The 22,723-nt window shown below is 50.9% G+C and carries 19 protein-coding genes and 1 pseudogene; 13 read left to right on the top strand and 7 right to left on the bottom strand.

Features of this window, described 5'->3' with window-relative positions:
- The first annotated feature begins 367 nt into the window (after nt 1-367).
- The 5 genes from GOM71_RS22900 to hmpA all read left to right on the top strand — a co-directional run bounded on the left by GOM71_RS22900 (nt 368) and on the right by hmpA (nt 6,536).
- Nucleotides 368-2,008: a PhoX family protein gene (locus GOM71_RS22900; protein ID WP_156285375.1), complete on the top strand. Its 1,641-nt coding sequence runs from the start codon at nt 368-370 to the stop codon at nt 2,006-2,008.
- Nucleotides 2,009-2,202: 194 nt separating this feature from the next.
- Complete coding sequence (locus GOM71_RS22905) at nt 2,203-2,418, top strand: twin-arginine translocase TatA/TatE family subunit (RefSeq protein WP_156285377.1); 216 nt, start codon at nt 2,203-2,205, stop codon at nt 2,416-2,418.
- Nucleotide 2,419: 1 nt separating this feature from the next.
- Nucleotides 2,420-3,157: a twin-arginine translocase subunit TatC gene (gene tatC, locus GOM71_RS22910; RefSeq protein WP_156285379.1), complete on the top strand. Its 738-nt coding sequence runs from the start codon at nt 2,420-2,422 to the stop codon at nt 3,155-3,157.
- Nucleotides 3,158-3,478: 321 nt separating this feature from the next.
- The gene (locus tag GOM71_RS22915) at nt 3,479-4,978 is read left to right on the top strand and encodes an IMP dehydrogenase (protein WP_367649760.1); all 1,500 of its coding nucleotides are present in this window, start codon (nt 3,479-3,481) and stop codon (nt 4,976-4,978) included.
- A 340-nt stretch (nt 4,979-5,318) separates the two neighbouring features.
- Nucleotides 5,319-6,536 carry an NO-inducible flavohemoprotein gene (gene hmpA, locus GOM71_RS22920; RefSeq protein WP_156285381.1) on the top strand — a complete coding sequence of 406 codons (1,218 nt, stop codon included), beginning with the start codon at nt 5,319-5,321 and terminating at the stop codon, nt 6,534-6,536.
- Here the strand turns inward: hmpA and GOM71_RS22925 are convergent.
- On the bottom strand, nt 6,503-7,024 hold the full coding sequence (locus GOM71_RS22925) for a Crp/Fnr family transcriptional regulator (RefSeq protein WP_156285383.1): 522 nt from the start codon (nt 7,022-7,024) through the stop codon (nt 6,503-6,505). The genes hmpA and GOM71_RS22925 overlap by 34 nt on opposite strands.
- 183 nt (nt 7,025-7,207) lie before the next feature.
- Between GOM71_RS22925 and gmd the strand changes: the two genes are divergently transcribed.
- Nucleotides 7,208-8,317 carry a GDP-mannose 4,6-dehydratase gene (gmd, locus tag GOM71_RS22930; protein WP_156285385.1) on the top strand — a complete coding sequence of 370 codons (1,110 nt, stop codon included), beginning with the start codon at nt 7,208-7,210 and terminating at the stop codon, nt 8,315-8,317.
- A gap of 133 nt (nt 8,318-8,450) precedes the next feature.
- Entirely contained in the window at nt 8,451-9,212 is a 762-nt protein-coding gene (locus GOM71_RS22935; protein ID WP_253944998.1) for a polysaccharide deacetylase family protein, read from the top strand.
- A 162-nt stretch (nt 9,213-9,374) separates the two neighbouring features.
- Here GOM71_RS22935 and GOM71_RS22940 read toward each other — a convergent pair.
- From GOM71_RS22940 to GOM71_RS22950, 3 genes and pseudogenes are all read right to left on the bottom strand, one after another.
- Nucleotides 9,375-9,754: pseudogene (locus tag GOM71_RS22940) on the bottom strand (transposase); the annotation flags it as partial.
- Between the two features lie 178 nt (nt 9,755-9,932).
- Nucleotides 9,933-11,051 carry a DegT/DnrJ/EryC1/StrS family aminotransferase gene (locus tag GOM71_RS22945; protein ID WP_156285387.1) on the bottom strand — a complete coding sequence of 373 codons (1,119 nt, stop codon included), beginning with the start codon at nt 11,049-11,051 and terminating at the stop codon, nt 9,933-9,935.
- 2 nt (nt 11,052-11,053) lie between these two features.
- Complete coding sequence (locus GOM71_RS22950; protein WP_156285389.1) at nt 11,054-11,731, bottom strand: acetyltransferase; 678 nt, start codon at nt 11,729-11,731, stop codon at nt 11,054-11,056.
- A gap of 217 nt (nt 11,732-11,948) precedes the next feature.
- On the opposite strand from GOM71_RS22950, the gene GOM71_RS22955 reads away from it, so the two are divergent.
- Nucleotides 11,949-13,838, top strand: a complete 1,890-nt coding sequence (locus GOM71_RS22955; RefSeq protein ID WP_156285391.1) for a DUF4214 domain-containing protein — start codon at nt 11,949-11,951, stop codon at nt 13,836-13,838.
- Here GOM71_RS22955 and GOM71_RS22960 read toward each other — a convergent pair.
- Nucleotides 13,835-15,007: a glycosyltransferase family 4 protein gene (locus GOM71_RS22960; protein WP_156285393.1), complete on the bottom strand. Its 1,173-nt coding sequence runs from the start codon at nt 15,005-15,007 to the stop codon at nt 13,835-13,837. The two genes, GOM71_RS22955 and GOM71_RS22960, sit on opposite strands and share 4 nt — an antisense overlap.
- 74 nt (nt 15,008-15,081) lie before the next feature.
- The gene (locus GOM71_RS22965; protein ID WP_367649761.1) at nt 15,082-16,173 is read right to left on the bottom strand and encodes a glycosyltransferase family 61 protein; all 1,092 of its coding nucleotides are present in this window, start codon (nt 16,171-16,173) and stop codon (nt 15,082-15,084) included.
- A 357-nt stretch (nt 16,174-16,530) separates the two neighbouring features.
- On the opposite strand from GOM71_RS22965, the gene GOM71_RS22970 reads away from it, so the two are divergent.
- The 3 genes from GOM71_RS22970 to GOM71_RS22980 are packed head-to-tail and all read left to right on the top strand — an operon-like array spanning nt 16,531 to nt 19,486.
- Nucleotides 16,531-17,649 carry a glycosyltransferase family 2 protein gene (locus GOM71_RS22970; protein ID WP_156285397.1) on the top strand — a complete coding sequence of 373 codons (1,119 nt, stop codon included), beginning with the start codon at nt 16,531-16,533 and terminating at the stop codon, nt 17,647-17,649.
- Nucleotides 17,646-18,434 (top strand): glycosyltransferase family 2 protein, encoded by a 789-nt coding sequence (locus tag GOM71_RS22975; protein ID WP_156285408.1) that lies wholly within the window; start codon nt 17,646-17,648, stop codon nt 18,432-18,434. The genes GOM71_RS22970 and GOM71_RS22975 overlap by 4 nt, the downstream gene beginning before the upstream one ends.
- Nucleotides 18,431-19,486 (top strand): GT-D fold domain-containing protein, encoded by a 1,056-nt coding sequence (locus GOM71_RS22980; RefSeq protein WP_156285410.1) that lies wholly within the window; start codon nt 18,431-18,433, stop codon nt 19,484-19,486. Before GOM71_RS22975 ends, GOM71_RS22980 begins: the two co-directional genes overlap by 4 nt.
- 51 nt (nt 19,487-19,537) lie before the next feature.
- Here the strand turns inward: GOM71_RS22980 and GOM71_RS22985 are convergent, their stop codons facing one another.
- The gene (locus tag GOM71_RS22985; RefSeq protein ID WP_156285412.1) at nt 19,538-20,086 is read right to left on the bottom strand and encodes a hypothetical protein; all 549 of its coding nucleotides are present in this window, start codon (nt 20,084-20,086) and stop codon (nt 19,538-19,540) included.
- 293 nt (nt 20,087-20,379) lie between these two features.
- Here GOM71_RS22985 and GOM71_RS22990 point away from each other — a divergent pair, with 293 nt between their 5' ends.
- The gene (locus GOM71_RS22990; RefSeq protein WP_156285414.1) at nt 20,380-21,429 is read left to right on the top strand and encodes a mannose-1-phosphate guanylyltransferase; all 1,050 of its coding nucleotides are present in this window, start codon (nt 20,380-20,382) and stop codon (nt 21,427-21,429) included.
- Entirely contained in the window at nt 21,426-22,382 is a 957-nt protein-coding gene (locus tag GOM71_RS22995) for a GDP-mannose 4,6-dehydratase (RefSeq protein WP_156285416.1), read from the top strand. Before GOM71_RS22990 ends, GOM71_RS22995 begins: the two co-directional genes overlap by 4 nt.
- The last annotated feature ends 341 nt before the right edge of the window (nt 22,383-22,723 follow it).

The raw sequence follows: 22,723 nt of genomic DNA on the forward strand, positions 1-22,723 counted from the left end.
GGGAAAAACAGTTTTTGTGACGAGGTCACTGCCTCAAAATAGCGTACGTTCTCCCAGCTACCGCCATCATAGAACGGCCATTAAAAAAGGCCAACCAGAAATCTCTGGCTGACCTGATAATACGAAATAGTGTTGCAGGGATAGCTCTCTGCAACACTATTTTCATGAATACCGCTTCTTCAATTACTGATGCGAGCCGTTTTTTCAGCGAGCGAACCACTTTTGGGACGGCCTCTTTCCTCGGACTGCTCGACAGTGTTGCATTCCCCCCCCATTTACAAAAAATCCACTTCACAATTACTTCGCCTTAACATTCGTTAGCTAAACTTGTCAGCGATAGGACTAATAAGCCTAAGGGGTGGACAAGTTGAGTAAAACGATAGACCGCAAAACATTTCTTTCTTATTTAGGTACAGGAGCTACGGCTCTGGCAGCCGCATCCGCAGGACTTGGCGTACTGGATGGCAAAGCATCTGCAATGTCCGCGACAGCCAACCATTTATTCGGTTTCAAGACGAACCGGGTAAGCGGCTATTTCGATCCGATCGAGGCGTCGACGGAAGACAAGCTCATTTTGCCTAAAAACTTTAAGTATGATGTAGTCGCTGCATTCGACGACATCATTAACAAAGAGGGCGAGCGATTCGGTTCCGGCTGTGACTATAACGCCTTTTTCCCAATCAATGGCTCTAATGTGCGCGGCTTGCTTGTCAATAACCATGAATATAGCACGATTTTCTCAATCGGACCGATCGTTGGCGATAAGATGACTGCCGATCAGTTGCACAAAAATTTGTATTACCAAGGCATGTCGGTAATCGAAATTTTCCGTGACGAAAAAGGAACTTGGCAGATGGATATCAACTCTTCCTATGCTCGTCGCATTAACGGCTACACGAAGTTCGATTTGACTGGCCCGGCGAAAGGCATTACGGCGCTTAAAGGCGCAACGACTGCTGTAGGCACGTTCGCCAACTGCTCCGGCGGCGTTACGCTGTGGAATACCGTACTCTCCTGCGAGGAGAATTTTGCGGAAACAGCTGCGGCATCAAGCCTGACGGACACGCATTACGGCTGGGTAGTCGAGATCGATCCTTTCGATAAAACCTATTTGAAAAAACATACGGCGCTCGGCCGTTTCAACCATGAGAACACGGCGATGGGTGTAGCAGCAGACGGACGCGTCGTCGTCTATATGGGCGACGATAAAAAAGACGCCTGCGTCTATAAGTTCGTCAGCAAAGACAAATACAAGGAATCGCTCGGACGGGGCAACGCCGTATTGCTTGAGGAGGGCACATTATATGTCGCCAACCTGAAAAGCGGCAAATGGATGCCGGTTACGCTCGAAGCGGTGCAAAAAGCGCTGAAGGACAAGCCGGAGCAGCTGAAGAAATTCCAATCGCAGGGCGACGTCGTGACGTATTGCCAAGAGGCGGCATTGCTCGTTGGCGGCACGCCGACCGACCGTCCGGAAGATATCGAAATTTCACCGTTCGACAATACGGTATTCATTTGCCATACGAATAACGATAACCATGGCAACATCCACGGCCATATTACCCGTATTTTCGAAGCGGGCAACGATCTGGGCGCGCTGGAGTTCGATTTTGAAATTTTTGCAGCGGGCGGCCGCCAATCCGGCTTCAGCTCGCCGGACAACCTCGCTTTCGATTCCAACGGCCATTTGTGGGTCGTCACCGACATTTCAAGCAGCAGCCAGAACAAAGGCGTGCATAAATCGTTTATGAACAACGGTTTGTTCGTCATTCCGACAAGCGGACCGGATCAAGGCAAAGCGCTGCAATTCGCTTCCGGACCGGTGGAGTGCGAATTGACAGGTCCGTTCTTCACGCCGGACGAGCAGACGCTGTTCCTGTCCGTTCAGCATCCGGGCGAGAATACGAAAGACTTGAACAATCCGACAAGCACATGGCCGCATCGCCAAGGCGACAAAATGGCAAGATGTGCAGTCGTAGCGGTGAGCGGATTTAAATTGAGCAATTAATCGCGCAAGCGGGCGGATGCCGCGGACCTCGGTCTGCGGCTCCGTTATAACTGAGGACAATCGAATGCTTCCGAAGCAAGTTTTGCTTCACAAAACTTTTGCGAATGCTTCCGAAGCAAGTTTTGCTTCACAAAACTTTTGCGAATGCTTCCGAAGCAAGTTTTGCTTCACAAAACTTTTAAGGAGATGACTTTATGCCATTTGGCAATATTGGAGTTGGCGGACTTTTACTCATTTTGATCATTGCGCTTATTATTTTTGGCCCTTCTAAGCTTCCCGAGCTTGGACGCGCGTTCGGCAGGACGCTAAGCGAATTTAAAGGAGCGACGCGCGGATTGGTGAACGGCGAAGAGAGCAGCCGCAAGGAAGAAGAGCAGCCGCAAGCCGTTTCCGCAGCTTCAGAGAAGTAAAATGGCTAAACCGAATGCGAATGAGCAAAGCGTAATCGGACATTTGGAGGAAATGCGGTCGCGGCTTATTCGTACGCTGGCCGCTTTTTTAGTGTCGATGGCGGCGGCCTTGCTCTATGTGCGGGACATTTATCAATGGCTCGTCCGCGATATGGATCAGAAGCTGGTGCTGCTAGGTCCGTCCGATGTGATGTGGGTTTATATGATGATTGCCGGCGTGGTCGCGATCGCAGTTACGCTCCCAATCGCTGCCTATCAAACTTGGAAGTTCGTTCAGCCCGCAGTGCCCGAAGGGACGCGGCGCTCTGTTCTTATATTAATTCCCGGCATAAGCGTACTGTTCTTAATCGGGATTTGCTTCGGCTACTTTATTTTGTTTCCTATGGTGCTGCATTTCATGAATGAAATGGCTACGAATGAATTCGAAACAATGTATACCGCGCAAAACTATTTTACGTTTATGATCCATATGACGATCCCGTTTGGGCTGCTGTTTGAAATGCCCGCTATCGTGATGTTCTTAACCAAGCTGGGCGTACTGAATCCGATTCGGCTTGCCAAGGCGCGTAAAGTGGCCTATTTCGTACTTTGCATCGTAGCGGTAACGATTACGCCGCCGGATATTTTATCCGACATTATCGTGGTCGTGCCATTGTTTCTGCTGTATGAAATCAGCATCACGATATCTAAATTCGTATATCGGAAGCAGCTGCAGGTATTGCAAGATTTAGGAGAGTAATGATGCCAAGAGGAATTCATATTTGGCGAATAGAGTGGAGCCCAGGCGATATAGCTTGGGTTTTTCTATGTTTTTGGCTATGTTAGCTGAAGAAAAAGTTAAACGTCACTTCCCCAGTTAAAATTGGCAGAAATCATTTAGAACTATTACACCAAATAGCATTAACTGTGTAACGAAATATTTAATAAGGTTCATTTATATCATCTCCTTGGAGTTCAGATCAAAATCGACAAATTTCTTGACTAACAAAAAGTAATCTGCTATATTATTTAGAATTTAAAAATTGCTTGTACAATCTAAAACGTTGAGGAGTGAAGCGAAGTGGCACAATATTATTTGGAACCGTCTCGTACGTTTAGCGAATTTTTGTTGATTCCCAACCTGTCAACAAAAAACTGTACGCCGCAAAATGTCGATCTGAAAACGCCGATCACGAAATTCAAGAAGGGCGAGCAGCCGGCAATTTCTCTTAATATACCGTTCTCATCTGCGGTTATGCAGTCTGTCTCCGACCACAATATGGCGACTGCGCTCGCGCGATGCGGCGGTATTTCTTTTATTTTTGGCTCCCAGTCGGTGGAAGACCAGGCTGCGATGGTACGCAAAGTAAAAGAATACAAAGCGGGATTCGTCGTCAGCCGCTCGAACTTGAAGCCGGAGCAAACACTGGCCGATGTGCTTAAGCTGAAGGAAGAAAACCAGCACTCTACCGTGGCTATAACAGAAGACGGCACGTCCAGCGGCAAGCTGCTCGGCATCGTGACAAGCCGGGATTATCGTTTAAGCCGGGATTCGCTGAGCAAGCCGATCAGCGAATTTATGACGCCGTTCTCCTCGCTTATTTACGGCACGTCAGGAATTACGCTCCCTGAAGCGAATGATCTCATTTGGGAGAAAAAGCTGAATTGTTTGCCGATCGTTGATGAGAATCAGCTTTTGCAGCATCTTGTATTCCGCAAAGACTACGACGCGGATAAGGAAAATCCGCAAGGCTTGCTGGATACGAATAAAAGCTACATCGTTGGCGCAGGCATCAACACAAAAGATTATATGGAAAGAGTGCCGGCGCTAGTTGATGCGGGCGTAGATATTCTCGTTATCGATTCTTCCGACGGGTATAGCGAATGGCAGTATGAAACGGTACAGTATGTGAAGCAAAACTTCGATGTCAAAATCGGAGCGGGCAACGTTGTCGACCGCGAAGGCTTTTTGTATTTGGTCGAAGCGGGTGCGGATTTCGTCAAGGTTGGCATCGGAGGCGGCTCGATCTGTATAACGCGCGAGCAAAAAGGGATCGGCCGCGGCCAAGCGTCCGCTTTGATTGAAGTAGCCGAAGCGAGAGAGCAATATTATAAAGAAACAGGCATTTATGTTCCGATCTGCTCCGACGGCGGTATCGTACACGATTACCATATTACCCTCGCGCTTGCGATGGGCGCCGATTTCGTTATGATGGGACGTTATTTCGCCCGCTTTGACGAAAGCCCGACGAAAAAGCTTAAAGTTGGCAACAACTTTGTTAAAGAGTTTTGGGGCGAAGGCTCGAATCGCGCGCGCAACTGGCAGCGTTACGACTCCGGCGGCAAGCAAGGGCTCGTTTTCGAGGAAGGCGTCGATTCCTATGTGCCGTACGCAGGTTCGTTGAAAGAAAATCTGGATAAGACGATTCATAAAATCAAATCGACCATGTGCAATTGCGGTTCTTTAACGATTGAAGAGCTGCAAAATAACGCCCGTATTACACTCGTATCGGCGACAAGCCTCGTCGAGGGCGGAGCCCATGACGTTATTATGAAAGATAACGGCTTATCTGCCGAGTAAGGAAAAAGGCTGACTCAAAGGGCTGCGCACGCTCGCTAAAGAACAGCTCGCATAAGTAAATAATAAAATTTCATCCAAATAGCGGTGCCGAGGGATATCCCGGCACCGCTATTTGGTTTGTAATTTAAGCAGATAGCCCCATACTTTTGTAATTCATCTGACGCTCGTTTGTTTAAATGGGATATGCATTAGCAAATATTCATATTTATAGCAGATTCACACAGGTAATGGTGTATTCGGATTCACAAATCGTTTCAATTTTATGTGATTGAAATCACATAATTTAAATCTCGCCTCGCCTATACTGTGTGTATAACACAGAAAAAGCGAGGCGATTTGCATGTTAAGCGCAAATACGATTAAAGTTATCAAATCAACCGTTCCTGTGCTTGAGGTGCACGGAACGGCGATTACGAAGCGTTTCTATGAAGCTATGTTTGCCGATTATCCCGAACTGCTTAACATTTTCAATCATGCGAATCAGAAGCAAGGCAGGCAGCAGACAGCATTAGCGAATACCGTATATGCTGCGGCGCAGCATATCGACCGGCTGGAGGCGATATTGCCTGCCGTCAAAGGCATTGCGCATAAGCACCGCAGCCTTGGAGTCAAAGCGGAGCATTATCCGATTGTGGGCAAATATTTGCTGAAAGCGATCAAGGACACGCTTGGCGACGCTGCCACAGATGATATTTTGCAGGCGTGGGGAGAAGCGTACGGTGTAATCGCCGATGTGTTTATTAGCGTCGAAGCGGAAATGTACGCCACGGCGCAGCAACAGTCCGGGGGATGGGCTGACTTCAGGCCGTTCGTGGTAGCGCGCAAAGTTAAGGAGAGCAGCGTCATTACATCGTTCTATTTTGAGCCGCAAGACGGCGGGGCGATCGCCGAATTCGAAGCCGGTCAATACATCAGTCTCAAATTGGACATACCGGGTGAGACGTATACGCATATTCGGCAATACAGCTTATCGGACAGCTCGGGCAAACCGTACTACCGCATTTCGGTCAAAAGAGAAGATGCGCATAGCGGCCGCCCTGCGGGGAAAGTATCGGTCTATCTGCATGAGCAAGTGAAGGAAGGAGACACGGTATGGCTATCAGCTCCTGCCGGCGCATTTACGCTTGACTCGAATGATTCCCGTCCCGTCGTCTTTATTAGCGGCGGCGTGGGCGTAACGCCAATGGTCAGCATGGCGAAGGCTGTCATAGAGAAAACGCCGAATCGCCAAGCGACGTTTATACATGCGGCTGTAAACAGCGAAATGCAAGCGCTGAGGCCGGAAGTGGAGTCGCTCGCTGCGAGCCATCCGCAGCTTTCCGCGCATTTCGTATACTCGCGGCCTTCGGAACGCGACAAAGAAGCGGGTGCTTACAGCAAAGAAGGATACATCGATACGGCATGGCTGAAGAGCGTTATTGCCGGAAGCGAGGATGCGAGCTTCTACTTCTGCGGGCCGCTGCCTTTCATGAAGGCGGTCAAAGCGGCTTTGCTGGAATGTGGAGTTGCGGAATCCGATTTGAACTATGAATTTTTCGGGCCTGCAGCCGCTCTTTGAGCACGCAGCAAACGATTGACTGTTTCGCGGCGAATGCCGATGAATTGTCCGATTTCATCCTGTGTAAGCACATCGCTTAGCTCGGCTGTGCCGATATAGGTTTCAAACCAGCGCAGTGTTTTGTTTAGCTTTTGTTCGGGCAAAAGCTCAGTCAACTGGTCGATACGCTGCTGCATCATGCGCAGCTTATCCTGCAGCTGAAGCGCGATGACGCGATATTGATCCGGGCTGCTTGCCAGACCCGCATACCACTCGGCGGCAGGCAATACCTCGATCTCGCTCGTTATGAGCGCTATGGCTGTTCCGTAATAGGGAGCGGGTGTTAACAGCGAATGATGCGGGATCGTTTCGCCGGGTGTAATGATATTGACAAGAAGCGGGCGGCCGTCCGCATGGACGCGGACGATTTTGAGCAAACCGCTGTTCAGGCGGAATAGCGGTCCGCTTTCGCCTTGGCGGAACACGGTTTCACCTTTATGGACAATCATATCGTTTCTCCTTCAATTAAGCGCACTTGTGACTGTTTTCTATTATAGCATCATGGACCTCGTTGTTCCTTGAAAATAGTTGTTTGGCCGATACGAGCGAGCTACTAGATTCATACCATAATGGAGTGGCTGGCTATAGCGTAAAGCGGCCAATACCAACTATGGACAACGACGGAGGGAACCATGAGCAAGGTCGCCTTCATTACTGGCATTACAGGGCAAGACGGCATGTATTTGGCTGAGCTGTTGCTTGAGAAGGGTTATATCGTACATGGATTAAGGCGGCGGAGCTCGCTTGCGAACACCGGGCGCATTGATCGTCTGATTGAAGAGGCGAGCCGGCAGGGGCAAAGCCTGACGCTGCACTACGGCGATTTGACTGATTCGACAAACCTCGTGCGGTTAATTGGACGCATTCAGCCTGATGAGATTTACAATTTGGCGGCAATGAGCCATGTGCACGTCAGCTTTGATATGCCGGAGTATACGGCCAATGCGGACGGCATCGGCACGCTGCGTCTGCTCGAAGCGGTAAGGCTGCTTGGCATGACGGAAAAAACGCGGATCTACCAAGCGTCAACCTCCGAGCTGTACGGCTTGGTGCAAGCGGTGCCTCAAAGCGAAACGACGCCGTTCTACCCGCGCAGCCCTTATGCTGTTGCTAAATTGTACGGCTATTGGATTACAGTGAACTATCGTGAAGCGTACGGCATTTATGCTTGCAACGGCATTTTGTTCAATCATGAAAGTCCGGTTCGCGGGGAGACGTTCGTTACGCGTAAAATAACGCGGGCCGTCGCCCGTATCGCAACCGGCTTGCAGCAATCGTTTGGGCTCGGCAACCTTTCGGCGAAGCGCGACTGGGGACATGCGCGGGATTATGTCGATGCGATGTGGCGGATTCTTCAGCAGGAGCAACCGGAGGATTACGTTATCGCCACCGGGCAAACGACGGAAGTGCGCCATTTTGTCCAGCTTGCTTTTGCAGAGGCGGGCATAGATATAGCTTTCGAAGGTGAAGGCGCAGATGAGTACGGCTATGTGACCGCCAGCAGCCGTCCTGAAGTTGCCGTCGGACAGAAGGTTGTGCATGTCGATCCGCGGTTCTATCGGCCATCCGAAGTCGATTTGCTGCTTGGTGATCCGACGAAAGCACGCGTTAAGCTAGGCTGGGAACCGACGACGAGTCTGGCTGGACTTGTGCAAGAAATGGTGTCGAGCGATTTGGAGGAAGCGGGCAAAGTCGCCCAGCTCCGCAAGCTCGGATACAGCGTAAGCTTGGATATCGAATAAAAATCTTGAAGCGGCAGCTGCCAAACTTAGTTTGGCAGCTGCTTTTTTGCTGATGAAGTCTATTCATAATTACAGGGCATATCAACCATACTAACTCGCAGGCTGTAATCTTATCGTAAGGGAGAGAAGCGTATTGGCGCGGAAAAGGCGCGTAATCGGATGGCTCGGTCTAGCATGTATTCTCGTTACTGCAACCGGATTTCAGCAACCGGCCGTACATAACCGTAAATACTATGAATCGCGGGGAGAAGTCGTTTGGGAAGTGCCGATGGAGGATAAATGGATCGCATTGACGTTCGACGACGGGCCGAGCAAGGAAACGCCGCAAATATTGGATCTTTTGAAGCAGTACGAGGCGAAAGCGACGTTCTTCGTCCTTGGCAAGCGTATTGATTCGTTCGCCGATGTTGTGAAGCGGGAAGTGGCAGAAGGTCATGAGGTCGCTAACCATACGTTTGACCACACTTTTTTTTACAGCAATGTGAGCTGGGGCACGATATCCAATGAAATTGTGAAAACGAAAAATAAAATCGAGGCGATTACAGGTCAAAGCAGCCCGTGGTTTCGTCCACCCGGTGGAATTATTAATGATGCCGTAGTCGAAATCGCAAAGAAGAACGGATATACTGTCATTCTGTGGTCCTGGCACCAGGACACGAACGATTGGAAAGCGCCGGGCGTAAACGCTATCGTCAAAAAAGTGCTGAACAACGCGCGGAACGGCGACATCGTGCTGCTGCATGACAATGTTCAAGGCTCAACGCAGACGGTTCAAGCGCTAAAGATTATTTTGCCGGAATTGCAAAAGCGGGGCTTTCGCATTGTGACGGTATCAGAGCTGATGGCGAATAAGGTTGCGAAGCAGCCCGCATTGCCCGAAATTGCGGGGGAATGATAGGGGGGAAGCAGCAGCGACTGCACACTCAAATGTTCTTTTAATCGCCGCTTCTATAGAATCATTTGAATGCTCCGTCTGCCATTAACCTGTTCTTCCCCTTCAAAAACTAAAGAAGAGGCCGTCTCAAAAGAGGTTCGCTCGCTAGAGAAATGGCTCGCATCAGTAAATTAAAAAAGTGAATTTCATAAAAATAGCGTTGCGGACCTGCAACGCTATTTTTAGATTTTTATCCTTTGCAGCTTTCTTCAGCAAATGATGGGCAAGTGAAAGCCACCCGACCTCTAGACTGACTTTCGGCAAGCCTCGAAGCAGGAATCGGCGGAATCCTCGGTTATTCTTGATTTGGCCAAACACACGCTCTGGTTCGTGCATGCGTCGAACCGATAATGCATATCCATCCTCGCTCTTTAATTGCTCCCTCGCTTGTCGTTTGAGGCGAAGATATTCCATATTTCACGCTCGCCTTGTGCCTTCGTACATCGTTCCTTCAGCGAACAGCCTTCACAGGAAAGGCTGCGATAATGGCGAGTGGTAATTTCGGCAGTCTGCTGCTTAGCCCAGATAAAAACAGGGGGTATCCCATCGTCATTTTAATGACTTATGGGACACCCCTTTGAATAATATCAATCCGCAAACGGAGTGGACGCATGATTCTGGCGATCGGAAGAACAGGCGTCCACCGAAGTGAGTACGGCTATTAGAATTCAACAGAATACGTTACTCGTTGCGCAAATGATGCTTGATACGCCCGGTAATATATTGAATATCTGCTTCCGACAGGCCGCCATAGGTCGGGACGTTTAATCCTTGCGAGGCAATCCGATTGGCAACCGGGAACTCCTCGTGAGACTGCAGTCCTTCATATGGAGGCAGCACATGCATCGGATAGAAGAAAGGGCGGGTTTCGATGCCGTCTTGTTTAAGCATTGCCATGAACTGGTTGCGCTGAGGCTCGTCATATCCATTTAATACGATACTGAACATCCAGTATACATTTTTCGCCCAATCCTTTTGCACCGGCAGCGTCAAGCCGCTCTCATCTCGAAGCATAGATTCGTATAAAGAGGCGACGCGCACGCGTTCGCCGACATGCCAATCGATATTTTCCAGCTGCGCCAAGCCGACCGCCGCTTGCAAATTGGTGAGCCGGTAGTTGTAGCCGATGACGGGAAACCAATATTTTCGCACCGGATCAATGCCTTGGCCGCGAAGCGTCCGCATCTTTGCCGCAAGCTGCTCGTCGTCAGTCGTAATCATGCCGCCTTCGCCAGTTGTAATGATTTTGTTGCCGAACAGACTGAAAGTAGCGCAACCGCTTAAGGAGCCGGTGCGGCGGCCTTTGTATTCCGCGCCGAGCGCCTCGGCGGCGTCCTCGATTACGAACAATCCGTGCTTGGCGGCAAGCGCGTTGACCGCATCCATATCGGCGGGATGCCCGTACAGATGAACGGGAATAATCCCTTTCGTTTTCGGCGTAATCAGCGACTCCAAGTGCTCCAGGTTCATATTCCAAGTATCCGGTTCGCAATCGGCGAAGACGGGTTTTGCGCCGCAATAGACAACGGCGTTGGCCGTTGCAATAAACGTAAGCGTCGGCACGATGACTTCGTCGCCGGAGCCGACGCCGTTCGCGAGCAGAGCCAGATGAAGGGCCGTCGTTCCGTTGCTGCAGGATACGGCATAACGCGCTCCGCAAAAAGCCGCGAACGCCTCTTCGAACGCAGTAATGTATTTCCCCGTTGAAGAAATCCAAGTCGAATCAATACAATCCATCACATACTTTTTTTCATTTCCGTTAAAAACGGGAACGGCAACCGGATAAAATTTGCCTTCCATAATTAATTCTCCCTCCGTGATACGTTCGGTTCTGCGGGTGCCTGAATTCGCTTGATGATAGCGGGGACGCCGACCGCAAGCGCATAATCGGGAATGTTGCGAATGACGACCGACCCGGCGCCAACCATGCAGCTTTTGCCGATGTTCATGCCGTCGATCACTTTGGCGCCGGTGCCGAGGAAGCTCAAATCGCCTACCGTCACACAACCCGACAGTGTGCAGCCGGGCGCGATATGGCAGCTTTCGCCAATTACGCCGTCATGATCGACTGTCGCGCCCGTATTAATGATCGAGCAAGAGCCTATGACCGTGTCGGGCTGGATGATTGCGCCAGGCATGACGGCCACGCCGCGGCCAAGAAGCGCGCTTGACGCGACATAAGCATGGGGGCTTACCGCGTTAATGAGCTCGAAACCGATAGATTCTGCAAGTTCGGCGAGCGCAAGCCTGCGCGCGTTGTTGCCAACCGCAATAAAAGCATGGTTCACGCCTTGCTCTCGCAGCAGCGGCAGCTGCTCGTCGCCCCCGATGACTTGAAGTCCGAGTACGTCTGAGCCGTCGCTTTGCCCAATGCATCCGATCAGCTCGACATGCGGGTCGGCGCGAAGTATATCGATGATCACTTTAGCGTGTCCTCCTGCGCCGATTATGACCGTTTTGTTCGGAAGCGAGTGAAGCATAGCTATCAATCGACTCCTTTATTTTTATTAATAGAGTAGATAGGAACTTGCAACTACTCTAATATATTCATTTGCTTTCGAGATGACTCTGAGAAGAGTAGATAGACGTCTATTTTATAAAATATAGTCGCAATCCCTATCCCGCTAGGGCGAATGCCGTTGCTTTTTCAAGCCGTGACAATACTCTAGTTAGAAGAAGACGGATTGGAGGCTGATTATGAAACGTAAAGGAAGCCGTCGCAGAAAAAGCGCCGCAACGCGCAGGCGATTGCCGCGCAAACGAAATCGCAAGCATGCCAAGCCGAAAAAAAGGATACGGCGTTCCTTAAAAGGAAAACGCAGAGGGCGCAGAGGCAAAGCGAAAGGCCATCGCAGGCGGTTGGCCCGAACGCGAAAAAGAGCGTTGCCGATGGATGCCGGCCGTCTGCGCGCCGATAACGAGCAATTTCGGCAGCGGCTCATTCCGGGAGCGCGCATCATCGAGTGGTTCCGCGAAGCGTTCAAGCTTGGGAACGAAGATTTTTTATGGGAAATATACCGGCAAATATTGCAGAGAGAGCCCGATGCAGCCGGTTTTAGAACCAATAAACATTTGCTCGACACAGGCACCGGAAAAGCGCAAATCGCGTCATCAATGATGCAAAGCGAAGAGGCCGGCAACGTATTCGGAAGAAAGCCGTCCGGCGATGCGAATACGGCAGCCTATATTTTTCAAAGCATCATCCCGGCAACCGAAATTGATTTCATCCATGCGGCGCATTTGCATCTCGTTAACCGTCCTCCGGACGCCGCAAGAATGGCGAGCCATTCCGGCGCCTTGCAAAACGGGGTGCCTCGTCATATATGGGCTGCAAGATTGCTTATGACTGAAGAAGTTCAGCAGCTGTTATCTGCTCCCAGCCTGCCTGAGCCGCCGGCGCCTCCCGTATCAGGCACGTCTCGTCAAATTGGCATTTTTCTTTGCTTCGGCTCGCAAATTTCGATGGACGGCGAAGGGATCGGCCGATTTATCGTTCGTCTGTCCGAAGGCTTGCTAAAGCTGGACCGCGGATATATCCTTCATGTGGCTACGACAGAAGCAAACTATCGGGAAACGAATGCCGTATTCACCTATTTGCGCAACGCTTTCCCGCACCGTATTATTATTCATCACTCCGACAGCATGGAAAGCATTAACAGCAATGTGCCGGTTGACGTTTGGATCGTGCCGTACGTAGGCATGGCGCTGGCGCAATATTTGCAAAAGCCGACAATCGTCTGTTTGCACGACTTGGTCTATTTGCACTTCCCGGATTTGTACGCAGGCTCGCAAACGCATTATCAATATATACATTCCATCGCGCAAAAAGTGACCGCGCAAGCGGCTGCCGTCGTGTTCGACTCCGAATTTACGCGGCGCCACGAAGGCCTTACTTTTCTCGGATTGCGTCCGGAGCAGACGACTGTCGTGCGTTTTGCCGCGCCTCATGAGGAATATTCCGCCTTCAACGTTATCGATGAAGGGACGCTTAGAAACAAATATAAGCTGTACGGTCCATATATCGTGTTTCCGTCGGTTATTCGGCTGCATAAAAACCATGAGCGCCTGATCGACGCCTTTCATCGCTTCCGCTTGACGGAGCTTGGAGCCGCTTCCGGCTTGAGGCTCGTGTTCACGGATGAAACGACCAATCGGCCGCGCCAGCAAGAAATAGCGGCAGCATTAAATGCGATCGGCGATCCTAACATTCGAGCATCGGTTCAATTTATCGGCCGCATTCCGTCGGCGGAGCTGCCGTCCATTTATAAATATGCGATTGGCGCAGTCGTGCCGACGCTTTTCGAGGGAAGCTGTCCATTCCCGATTCTTGAATCGCTTCTAATGGATACTCCGGTTGCCTATGGCCGCCTGGAGGTCGTACAGGAGGTCATCGCCGACCCGAGCAGCTTCGCAACCTTTAATCCGCGCGATCCGCTGGAGATGGCGGAAGCAATCCGGATTTTGTGGCTGCAAGGGAAGTCCGTCGCAGCCGAGCAGAAGGCCGCGCTCGGCGACCTGCTGCACAGAAGCTGGATGGACGTGGCGAACGATTACGCAGCCATCGTTGATCGAATTACAGCGCGTTAATAGATGTGCCGGGCGTAGTAGCGGTAGTACGTGTCGCGCATAACGGCGACATATTTTCTCGCAATATCGTCCCATGTCTCCGTCGGGTCATGTATGCCGAGCATTGCAGATTGTTTGTACGACGCATAGTTTGCGTTCATATCTTCCAGCGCTCTGACAATCGAATCCGGGCTATGCGGGTCAAACCAGGCAATTTTGGTGCTATGACGGGCCAGATGCTCCCGCATAACCGGAATGTCGGAGCACAGCACCGGCGTTCCGAGCCGCAGCGCTTCCTCGACCGGATAGCTGCCTCCGCCCTCGGAGAGGCTTGGCATAATGAGCGCTTTCGCATTTTTGATCAAAGCGGGAATATCTTGATCGGATACAAAGCCGAGCGGATACACATCGGAATCGATTTGAAGCATATTCGTATTCATAATCGAAGACAAGGTCGGTATCCAGCTATGCTCGCTCCGAAAGTTAGGGAACGGCTGCCGCAGTTTTTCGGTCAAATATCCGGTCAGCACTAACGGATGTTTTTTTCTATGCTTGTATTTCGCAAGCGCTAGAAGCAGATTGCTATGATTTTTATGCGGCGATGTATTGGACGGATAGATGATATATTCTTTCGGCAACGCCGCCGCATACGCAGGAGAAAGCTGCGCAGAGAAGTTGCTTGCGATTGGCGTAATGGCATGAGGGATAACGTATGCGGCAGCATTGCGGGGTCCGAAATGCGCAATCAGCCTGTTTTTTACGTGCTGGGAAGAGACGGCTACCGTTGTGACGTGATCGAGCCATCTTTTGGACAAGTTCCAGTGAAGCTCAAGCTGGCTGCCGTCCGAGAATGGCGGTACGAAATCGAAGAACGTAGAATCGTGGAACGTACAAAGCGTTGGCCGGTCAATCGGCGTGTATTGGTGGGTATGCGGCCAATAGTAGTAGACAACGTCGATGTTGGCGAGCAAATACGAGGCGGAAGGATGATCGATAACAGTGTCGTGGATGATGACATCGACATTGCGGAGCATGTTCAGCTCCTGCGTGTTCCGGGCCAGAGACTGCGATCCGACTACGAGTCTAATGTGCTCGACGCCAGGCTGCCGCGATAATGCTTTCGTTAAGTTGTGAAGCAGCCGCATGCCTCCGCCAATAGAGAAGTTGACGGACCATATGAGTATTCTCAATTTCAAAGTCCTCCTAGATTTGTTATAGGGCAAAGCTTGCTCACGAATCTCGCAAATCTTTGTAAGGCAGCGTCCTAAACACCTGCTAGCTGCAGCAAGCGTGTCAGCTTAGCGATATCAACGATCATATTGTCCGTACCGGCAATCGGCTTCGGGGGCTGCTCGATCGGGCAGATGAGCTCGAAAAATCGAACGCCGGCATGGCCGCAAAGCTTCCAAAAATAATTGTCGGTCACATTGCTCAGCGACAGTTCAATATAGGATGCCCCAGGCTCGCAGAATGCCACGTTGATGCTGCCGCTGCCATATGGAGCGACAATCGTTCTTGCGCAAGAGAAAATTGCGATTTTCTCAGCTGTCGTTAACGGAGTCAGCACAATTTTGCGAAAACCAAGCGGCTGGAGCAGCTGCCAAACCTCGTCTTCGTTCGCCACATGACGCATCGGAGTATCTTCGCGAGTAATGTAGATGCGCTCATAGCCAGATGCTTTTGGAATATGCTGGTCATGCTTCAGCCGATCTACGATAAAGCTGGACGCCCACGGCGGACATTTTCCGAGAACGACGGGAACCGCGGGCGCAAGCAGGATTTTGGCAGTCATGTGGAAATCGAGCTTTTCGACCTCGATCACTTTGTGCATCGGAATGCCGATCATTTTCAAAGATTCATATTGAAAAGGGTAGTGCAGCTTGCCAATGATATAATGGTCGATTGCAACTCCGCTTTTCTCCAGAAGATGAATGCGGGGCAATATATCAAAAAACCAATGGCCGAAGATGTTATGAGTTCTTGTCGTATGATGCGGCAAATTCCACCCCCACACGAGCGTTGCGACCGTACCGTCGATATGGTCAGGCGGCGGCAGCTCGGTTAGCGTCATCGCCGGGCAATCGTATTCGAGATCGCGCAGTCGCTTATTGTCCGGCGTTACGACGTAACAGTTGCTCGTTGCCAGCCTGCCGTTAGGTATAACAGCGGTAAAAGCTTCATCCCAGCTGCAAATGGGCATCCAGCGATGAGGGTCAAAGCCGTTGATATCGGGCAAATAGCTGATCTGTGCCGGATAAATAATGCGATAATAGTTCGGCGCATGCTCGGGAGGAAGGTTAAGAGACCGAATCCACTGGCTCGTCGTTTCGTAAAACTCAGTCGGAATTTTGTACACGGGGTTCAACTCCCGAGCGTTTCATAATGTCGTATGCGAATCGGCGATGTCCCAACCAGGCTCCTTCTCTCCTAAAAGATAAGGGCAGCTCGGGCGCGCTGTCTGCTGCGAAAACAGGTTCGCAAGTCTTCCAATTCATTGTCCAGCCTCCAATAGCGAAAGTGAAGGATTGATGAGCTCATCCTTCTGATCGATGGTTGTTATACGCATAGTTAAACTATCCTATGTGGCAACCCAATAGTAGGATAGGGCGTTTGAGCCAAGGAAATATGCACATTTCTATTTGCCTATGCGATTTTGCGGCTGCTGCGGAAAAAGGCTGCACGAGCCGTTGCGTGCCGGGAGACGGCACATAGTATGATCAAGAAAAAGTCCAATCCCTATGAAAGGAGCGAGGTATGTCCGATGAGCCGGGTAACACCGCAAAGAAGGCGCAAGCGGAAAGCTGCGCCTATTCGTTCGAGACGGCGGGCGGCCGCAGGGAAACGAAAGCATGGAAGAGTTAAAAAGAATACGAGTCTAAAAACCCGCGCATGGCGGCTCGGACGAATCGCTGGAGAAAGCGGCGCGGTGCCAGGCGGCGATGACGAAATTCGCGAATTGCAAAAACGGTGGGCTTCCGAATATCGCATGTTGGGCAACGAAGGGAATAACAGCGGATATATCGAGGCTATGAACGCTTATGTAGAAGGATACTTCTCAGCCAGCGGGCGAAAACCGGAAAATTGGCTGCTGCTGCCTACTGAACAAAGCGTTGGCGCCGTCGTTATGGCAATGAATGAAGAGCTTTCATTGGCTTCGGCAATAGAAGAATTGGAGAGGCTTCCGCTGCATGAGATCGTCATTATCGTCAACGGCTCGACCGACAACAGCTTGACGAGAGCAAGAACGAGCGGCAGAGCGGTGGTGCTCCATTACAGCAGTCCGCTGGGTCATGACGTTGGCCGGGCGATCGGCGCAAGAGTAAGCGTCTCGGATATTATGCTTTTTGTCGACGCGGACATTCCAATACAGGGTGAGAAGCTGCTTTCTTTTATTCGGCGTACGGCCGGAGGACTCGATGTCGCGCTTAATGATCTCTCGCCGTTTATCGGCCAGTTCGATATGCGGGACGAAGTGACGATCTTGAAGGAGTTTTTGAACCGCTCGGTGGGGCGTCCGGATTTAACGGTCAACTCCATGACCGCTGTGCCGCACGCGCTGACACGCCGAGCAATCGAGACGATCGGCGCCGCTCACCTTGCCGTTCCGCCGAAGGCGCAAGCAATTGCTCTAAAATCCGGCCTTCGCGTCGACGTTGGCGGAAGCGTGGATGTCATTACCCGCAATCGGGTGCGCAAAATGAATACGGGAGCCGGGAACGAGATGATACATCTCATTATTGGAGATCATCTGGAAGCGCTCGAATGGACGATGGGCAAGCAGGAGCCGAGATTGAAATATGTGGATTCAGCTAGAATGAGGCGATTGACATGACGTTCAAGCGGGAAAAGCGGGAGCCGCTGACAAGCATTGTCATTCCGACGTATAACGGGCTTCATCTGTTGAAAGAAGCAATCGCATCAATCCGTCGCAGCACGAAGGCGCCATACGAGCTGATCATCGTCGACAATGGTTCGACAGACGGTACGATCGAATATTTGCAGGAGCATAATATCGTATTCATCTCTCACCCTGCGAATACGGGTTTTCCTGTTGCTTGCAACTGGGGCTTGCGTCTTGCGAGAGGGGAATATTTGCTGCTGCTGAACAATGATGTGCTTGTAACGGAGCATTGGCTCGATAATATGCTCAACCATCTGATGCGCGACCCGAAAATCGGCATTATCGGTCCGCTGTCCAACTATGTGAGCGGCAAGCAGCAGATCGAAATGGCCGGCAGCTATATGGATATGGCAGCAAAAGTAATGGCGGAGGCAAGGGGGCAGCTGGAGTATGCCAATCGCGTGATCGGCTTTTGCATGTTGTTTCGCCGCGAGTTGCTGCAACAAGTCGGATGGCTGGACGAACGGTTCTCGCCCGGGCATTTTGAGGATGACGACTATTGCTATCGCGCACGGCTCGCCGGTTATCGAGTTGCTATTGCAAAAGATACGTTTGTCTATCATCACGGAAGCGCGAGCTTTAAGCGCGGCGATCAACAGGCTGTTATTTCGCTGCTTGCGCGAAACCGCCAATTATTTATAGATAAATGGGGAGTCGATCCCCATCGGTTCATTGATTCCGCCAATCAGGCTCAGGAGGATGAGGGAAGACGATGAGCGCAAAAGCGAACAAGCGGCGATCGGCGATGCTTCGGAGAAAGCGCGGCAAACGCGGCGCAAGAAGACGAGGGCAAAGACGGCATATCAAGCAGGAGCAAGCTACGGGTAAATTTTACGACGAAGGCTATGACAACGGTCATACGGCAGGCTTCGGCAAAGGCTTCGAAACCGGCATGGAGAAAGGCAGCCAAGGCGGAAATTCGGAGAAGGATCATGAAGAAAGCTATCAATCGGGATATAAAAAAGGGATAGCGGACGGACGCTATGGCGGAGGAGAGGCCATTGTCGATCGAATAATGCCGGCGCACTGCATCATGCCGGATACGCAGCTGGAGGATATTATCGCTGCGGGCATCGCCGCCTTAAGCGACAGGTTCGTCAATATTATACCAGTAGAGCAAGTCGCGGAACGAATCGCACAATCGCTTGAGCAGCGAACGCCGCTGTCCGTCGTGCGGCTCGGAGACGGGGAATTGCTCGCGATGGCACAGGAGACAGTAATGTCCGTTGAAGACGTAAGACGGGAAGGCAGCTTTCTGTCCTATGCAGGTATCGAATTGCCGAACTTGGCAGTTCGGGATCAACTAAGGGATGCGGTGAAAAGAGCGGATATCGTCGGCATTCCCGTCCTAAGGCAGCCGAATTATCAACTGCTGGCAGGCGCGGTGCTGGCCGCTCACGGCATCGACATTCGAAGCCGCCCGTTTACTGACTCTCTCGTTAACTACGGTTTATATAAAGGCGGCTATTTAAGAAGATTGCTGCAAGGAAGCAGCGTCCTGGTCATTGGCAATAAAGCGGATCAGCTCGCCTCAACGTTGACCGGATATGGCATTGCGGTCGCGGGAACAGTAACGCCGGTTAATGGCGTGGCGGATGCCGCAAGGGTGATACAGCACGCGCAACGGCATACGTTCGATATCGCTCTTGTATCTGCAGGAATTGCGGCGGTTCTCATTGCCGAAGAATTGGCCCGCACAACGGGAAAAGTTGCTGTCGATTTCGGGCATTTGGCGGATTCGATTATTAAAGGCGAGGCTCCTTTCTAATAACGGCATGCGATATGTAGTCGCCCCGCAAGGGGCGATTTGTTGGCTGGATTAGACCGTTCCGACAGTTGCGCCAAGCGACGAATAAGTGATCGTTGCAGTCGTTCCGGCAGCAAGTACGACCCCGGTTACGGTTACCTGAAGCGCATACGTGTGAGCGCCTGCTGCAAGGCCTCCATTGAAGTACGTAATCGGAATCGTTCTTTCGAGATCGAACAAGCCGAGAAGCGTAATGGCGAGAACGTCACTGCTGCTGGTTGTTGCGACGATAGCAGCGTCTTGAAGCAAATCAACCTGAATGCTTACGTTAAGTGCAGCGATAAGCGCCGCAGTGAAGGCAATGCTGACATCAACAACACCGTTTACGAGCACTTGGTTGGACGATGCCGTTACGGGAACGACGATCGAAACTGCAGATACGGCTGTGCCTGCAGTCGGAATGGAAGTTGGCACTGTGCCTTGCAAGCCGACCGTGTGAGAGCCAGGTCCTGCTGGTCCAGTTGCGCCTGTTGGACCGGTTGGACCAGTAGGGCCAGTGGGGCCAGTCGGACCGGTAGCGCCGGTTAGGCCGGTAAGTCCTGTTAATCCTGTTTCACCCATGCAAATCTACTCCTTTCAATTGATATAGTAAAGTATATGTTGATAGTTTAAGAGAGCGACTGTTACTTACCTATGGAATTGCCCAAATTAATAGAATAAGGCGGCAAACAAGGGCGCTGATGTTTGCCTTAATTATGAATGTCGCGGTTCAATCGTCCATTAGCTTCTCTCTATTAAAGCATAAGATGGTAGCATGGCATTTCAAATACTAGGCACCGTCTATATGAGGAGGAGCTGCTGCTAATGAATCCGGCATTTCGAATAATAGGTTTAAAGTGTATAGGTGAGCTTGAATGAAGGCCGTTATTATGGCGGGCGGCAAAGGAACTCGATTTTGGCCGCGAAGCACGGAAAGCAAGCCGAAGCAGTTTCTGGCGCTGACAGCTGAGAACAAGTCGATGCTTCAGCTCACTTATGAGCGATTTCGCAGCTGCTTGGCGGCGGAGGACGTTTATGTTGCTGTTAGCGAGAATTACTTGCCTATTGTAAAGGAGCAATTGCCGTCGCTGCCTGTCAAACAGCTCATAATTGAGCCTGAGCAGAGGGACACGGCGCCTTGCATTGCGCTTACTGCCAGTCATTTTCTCAAGCTGTCGATTGACGATGTTATCGTAACCGCTCCGTCCGATCAATATATTCCAAGCACCGAGGAGCTGATGGAGGCGCTGTATGCAGCTGAGACGGCAGCGAAGGACCCGGGAGTCGTCGTGACGCTCGGCATCGTTCCGACCCGGGCCGAAACCGGCTACGGTTATATCGAAGCAAATGAGAGTGAGGAGAGCGGGAAATACGGTCTTTATATAAAGGAAGTTAAAGCGTTTATCGAAAAACCGTCAAAGGAAAGAGCGGAGCAATTGATTCAAGCTGCCAACATATATTGGAACAGCGGCATTTTTATTTGGAGGCCGTCTACGATCGCTTGCTATATGGAGATGTACCAGCCAGAGATGTGGAATACATTCAAGCTTGAAGGAGAAGAGCTGGCTGACAGGTACCGCAAGCTTCCCAAGCTTTCGATCGATTACGCCATTATAGAGAAGCTGGAACTGCTCTATACGATTCCCATAGCATTTACTTGGGATGATGTCGGCACATGGACGTCGCTGGAGCGCATTTTCGAAACGGACCCCGATGGCAATATGCTGTTTGGCCGGATCTATCCGATGGCAACGAAAGACAGCATTATTTATTCCGAACAGCAAAAAGTGGTTGTTATCGGCGTTCGCGATCTCATCATCGTCACGACAGAGGAGGGGTTGCTCATCTGTCATAAGAGCGAGGAGCAAAACGTCAAGCACGCTATTGCAGCCATGAATTCCGATCAGGAGGATCGTCAGGCATGAAAGCATTGATTACAGGCATTACCGGCTTTGCGGGAAGCCATTTGGCCGATCATTTGCTGCAGCTGGGGTATGAGGTGGCCGGTACGATTCGCAGCACCAGCTCGCTTAAGCATGTGAGCCATATTCGTTCCGAGCTTCAGCTATTCGAATGCGATTTAACAGACGAAGCTGCGGTAGAGAATGTAATAGGCATACTAAAGCCGGAACGCGTTTTTCATCTCGCTGCGCAAAGCTTCGTTCCTGCGTCATGGGCGGCTCCGATGGAGACGATCCACAACAATTTATCCGGGCAAATCCATTTGCTCGAAGCGATGCGCAAGCATTGTCCCGCAAGCCGAATACTCATAGCTTGTTCCAGCGAGGAATACGGGCAGGTTGAAGGCGACGAGGTTCCGATTAAGGAGACGAATCCGTTGCGTCCGCTAAGCCCTTACGCTGTCAGTAAAATCGCGCAAAATTTACTCGGCTATCAATATTATAAAAATTACGGCATACACGCCGTATGCGTCCGCACCTTTAATCACACCGGTCCGAGACACGGCGAGCAATTTGTCACTTCGAATTTTGCGAAGCAAATTGCCGAAATTGAGAAGGGGCTGAAGCCGCCTGTTCTGTATGTCGGCAATCTGGAAGCGAGACGGGACTTTACGGATGTGCGGGATATTGTCAGAGCGTACGGACTCGCGCTCGATGCTTGCGATCCAGGCGAGGTTTACAATATTTCGTCGGGAACCGGACGGGAAATACGCGAGATGCTGAACATTTTGCTTGGCTTTAGTACAACGGCGATAGATATTCAGGAGGATGCTGCCCGGCTTCGTCCCTCTGACGTTAAAGCGTTAATTGGAGATTATACGAAGTTTCATCGCAAAACCGGCTGGCGCCCGGAAATCTCGTTCGAAGTGACGATGCTCGATTTGTTGAACTATTGGCGGCAGATGCTGGCGCAGTAAGTTAGAATGGTTGGCTCGGCCTTCAAACATTGCGAGGCGCATATGCCGAATGGCAAATAATGAAAGAGTCAGTTGCAGCCTTCTCGCTAGAAATTAGTAGAGATGAAAGACCGGTGCTCTTAAAAAGCGATGTCGTTACCTGGGTTGCGCAAAAACAGTAATCCCATGCAAATCTAGGGAGTGTCCCATAAGTCATTAAAATGACGATGGGATACCCCCCTGTTTTATTTGGGTAAAACAGCAAACTGCACATTTAAATGTTCTTCCGATCGCCATTGCTCAGGGATTCCTTTGAATCAACGAGGTAAAGTGGGAATCCCTTCACAAAAACGAACGCTGAC

Source organism: Paenibacillus sp. NEAU-GSW1 (assembly GCF_009737085.1).
Classification (GTDB): domain Bacteria; phylum Bacillota; class Bacilli; order Paenibacillales; family Paenibacillaceae; genus Pristimantibacillus.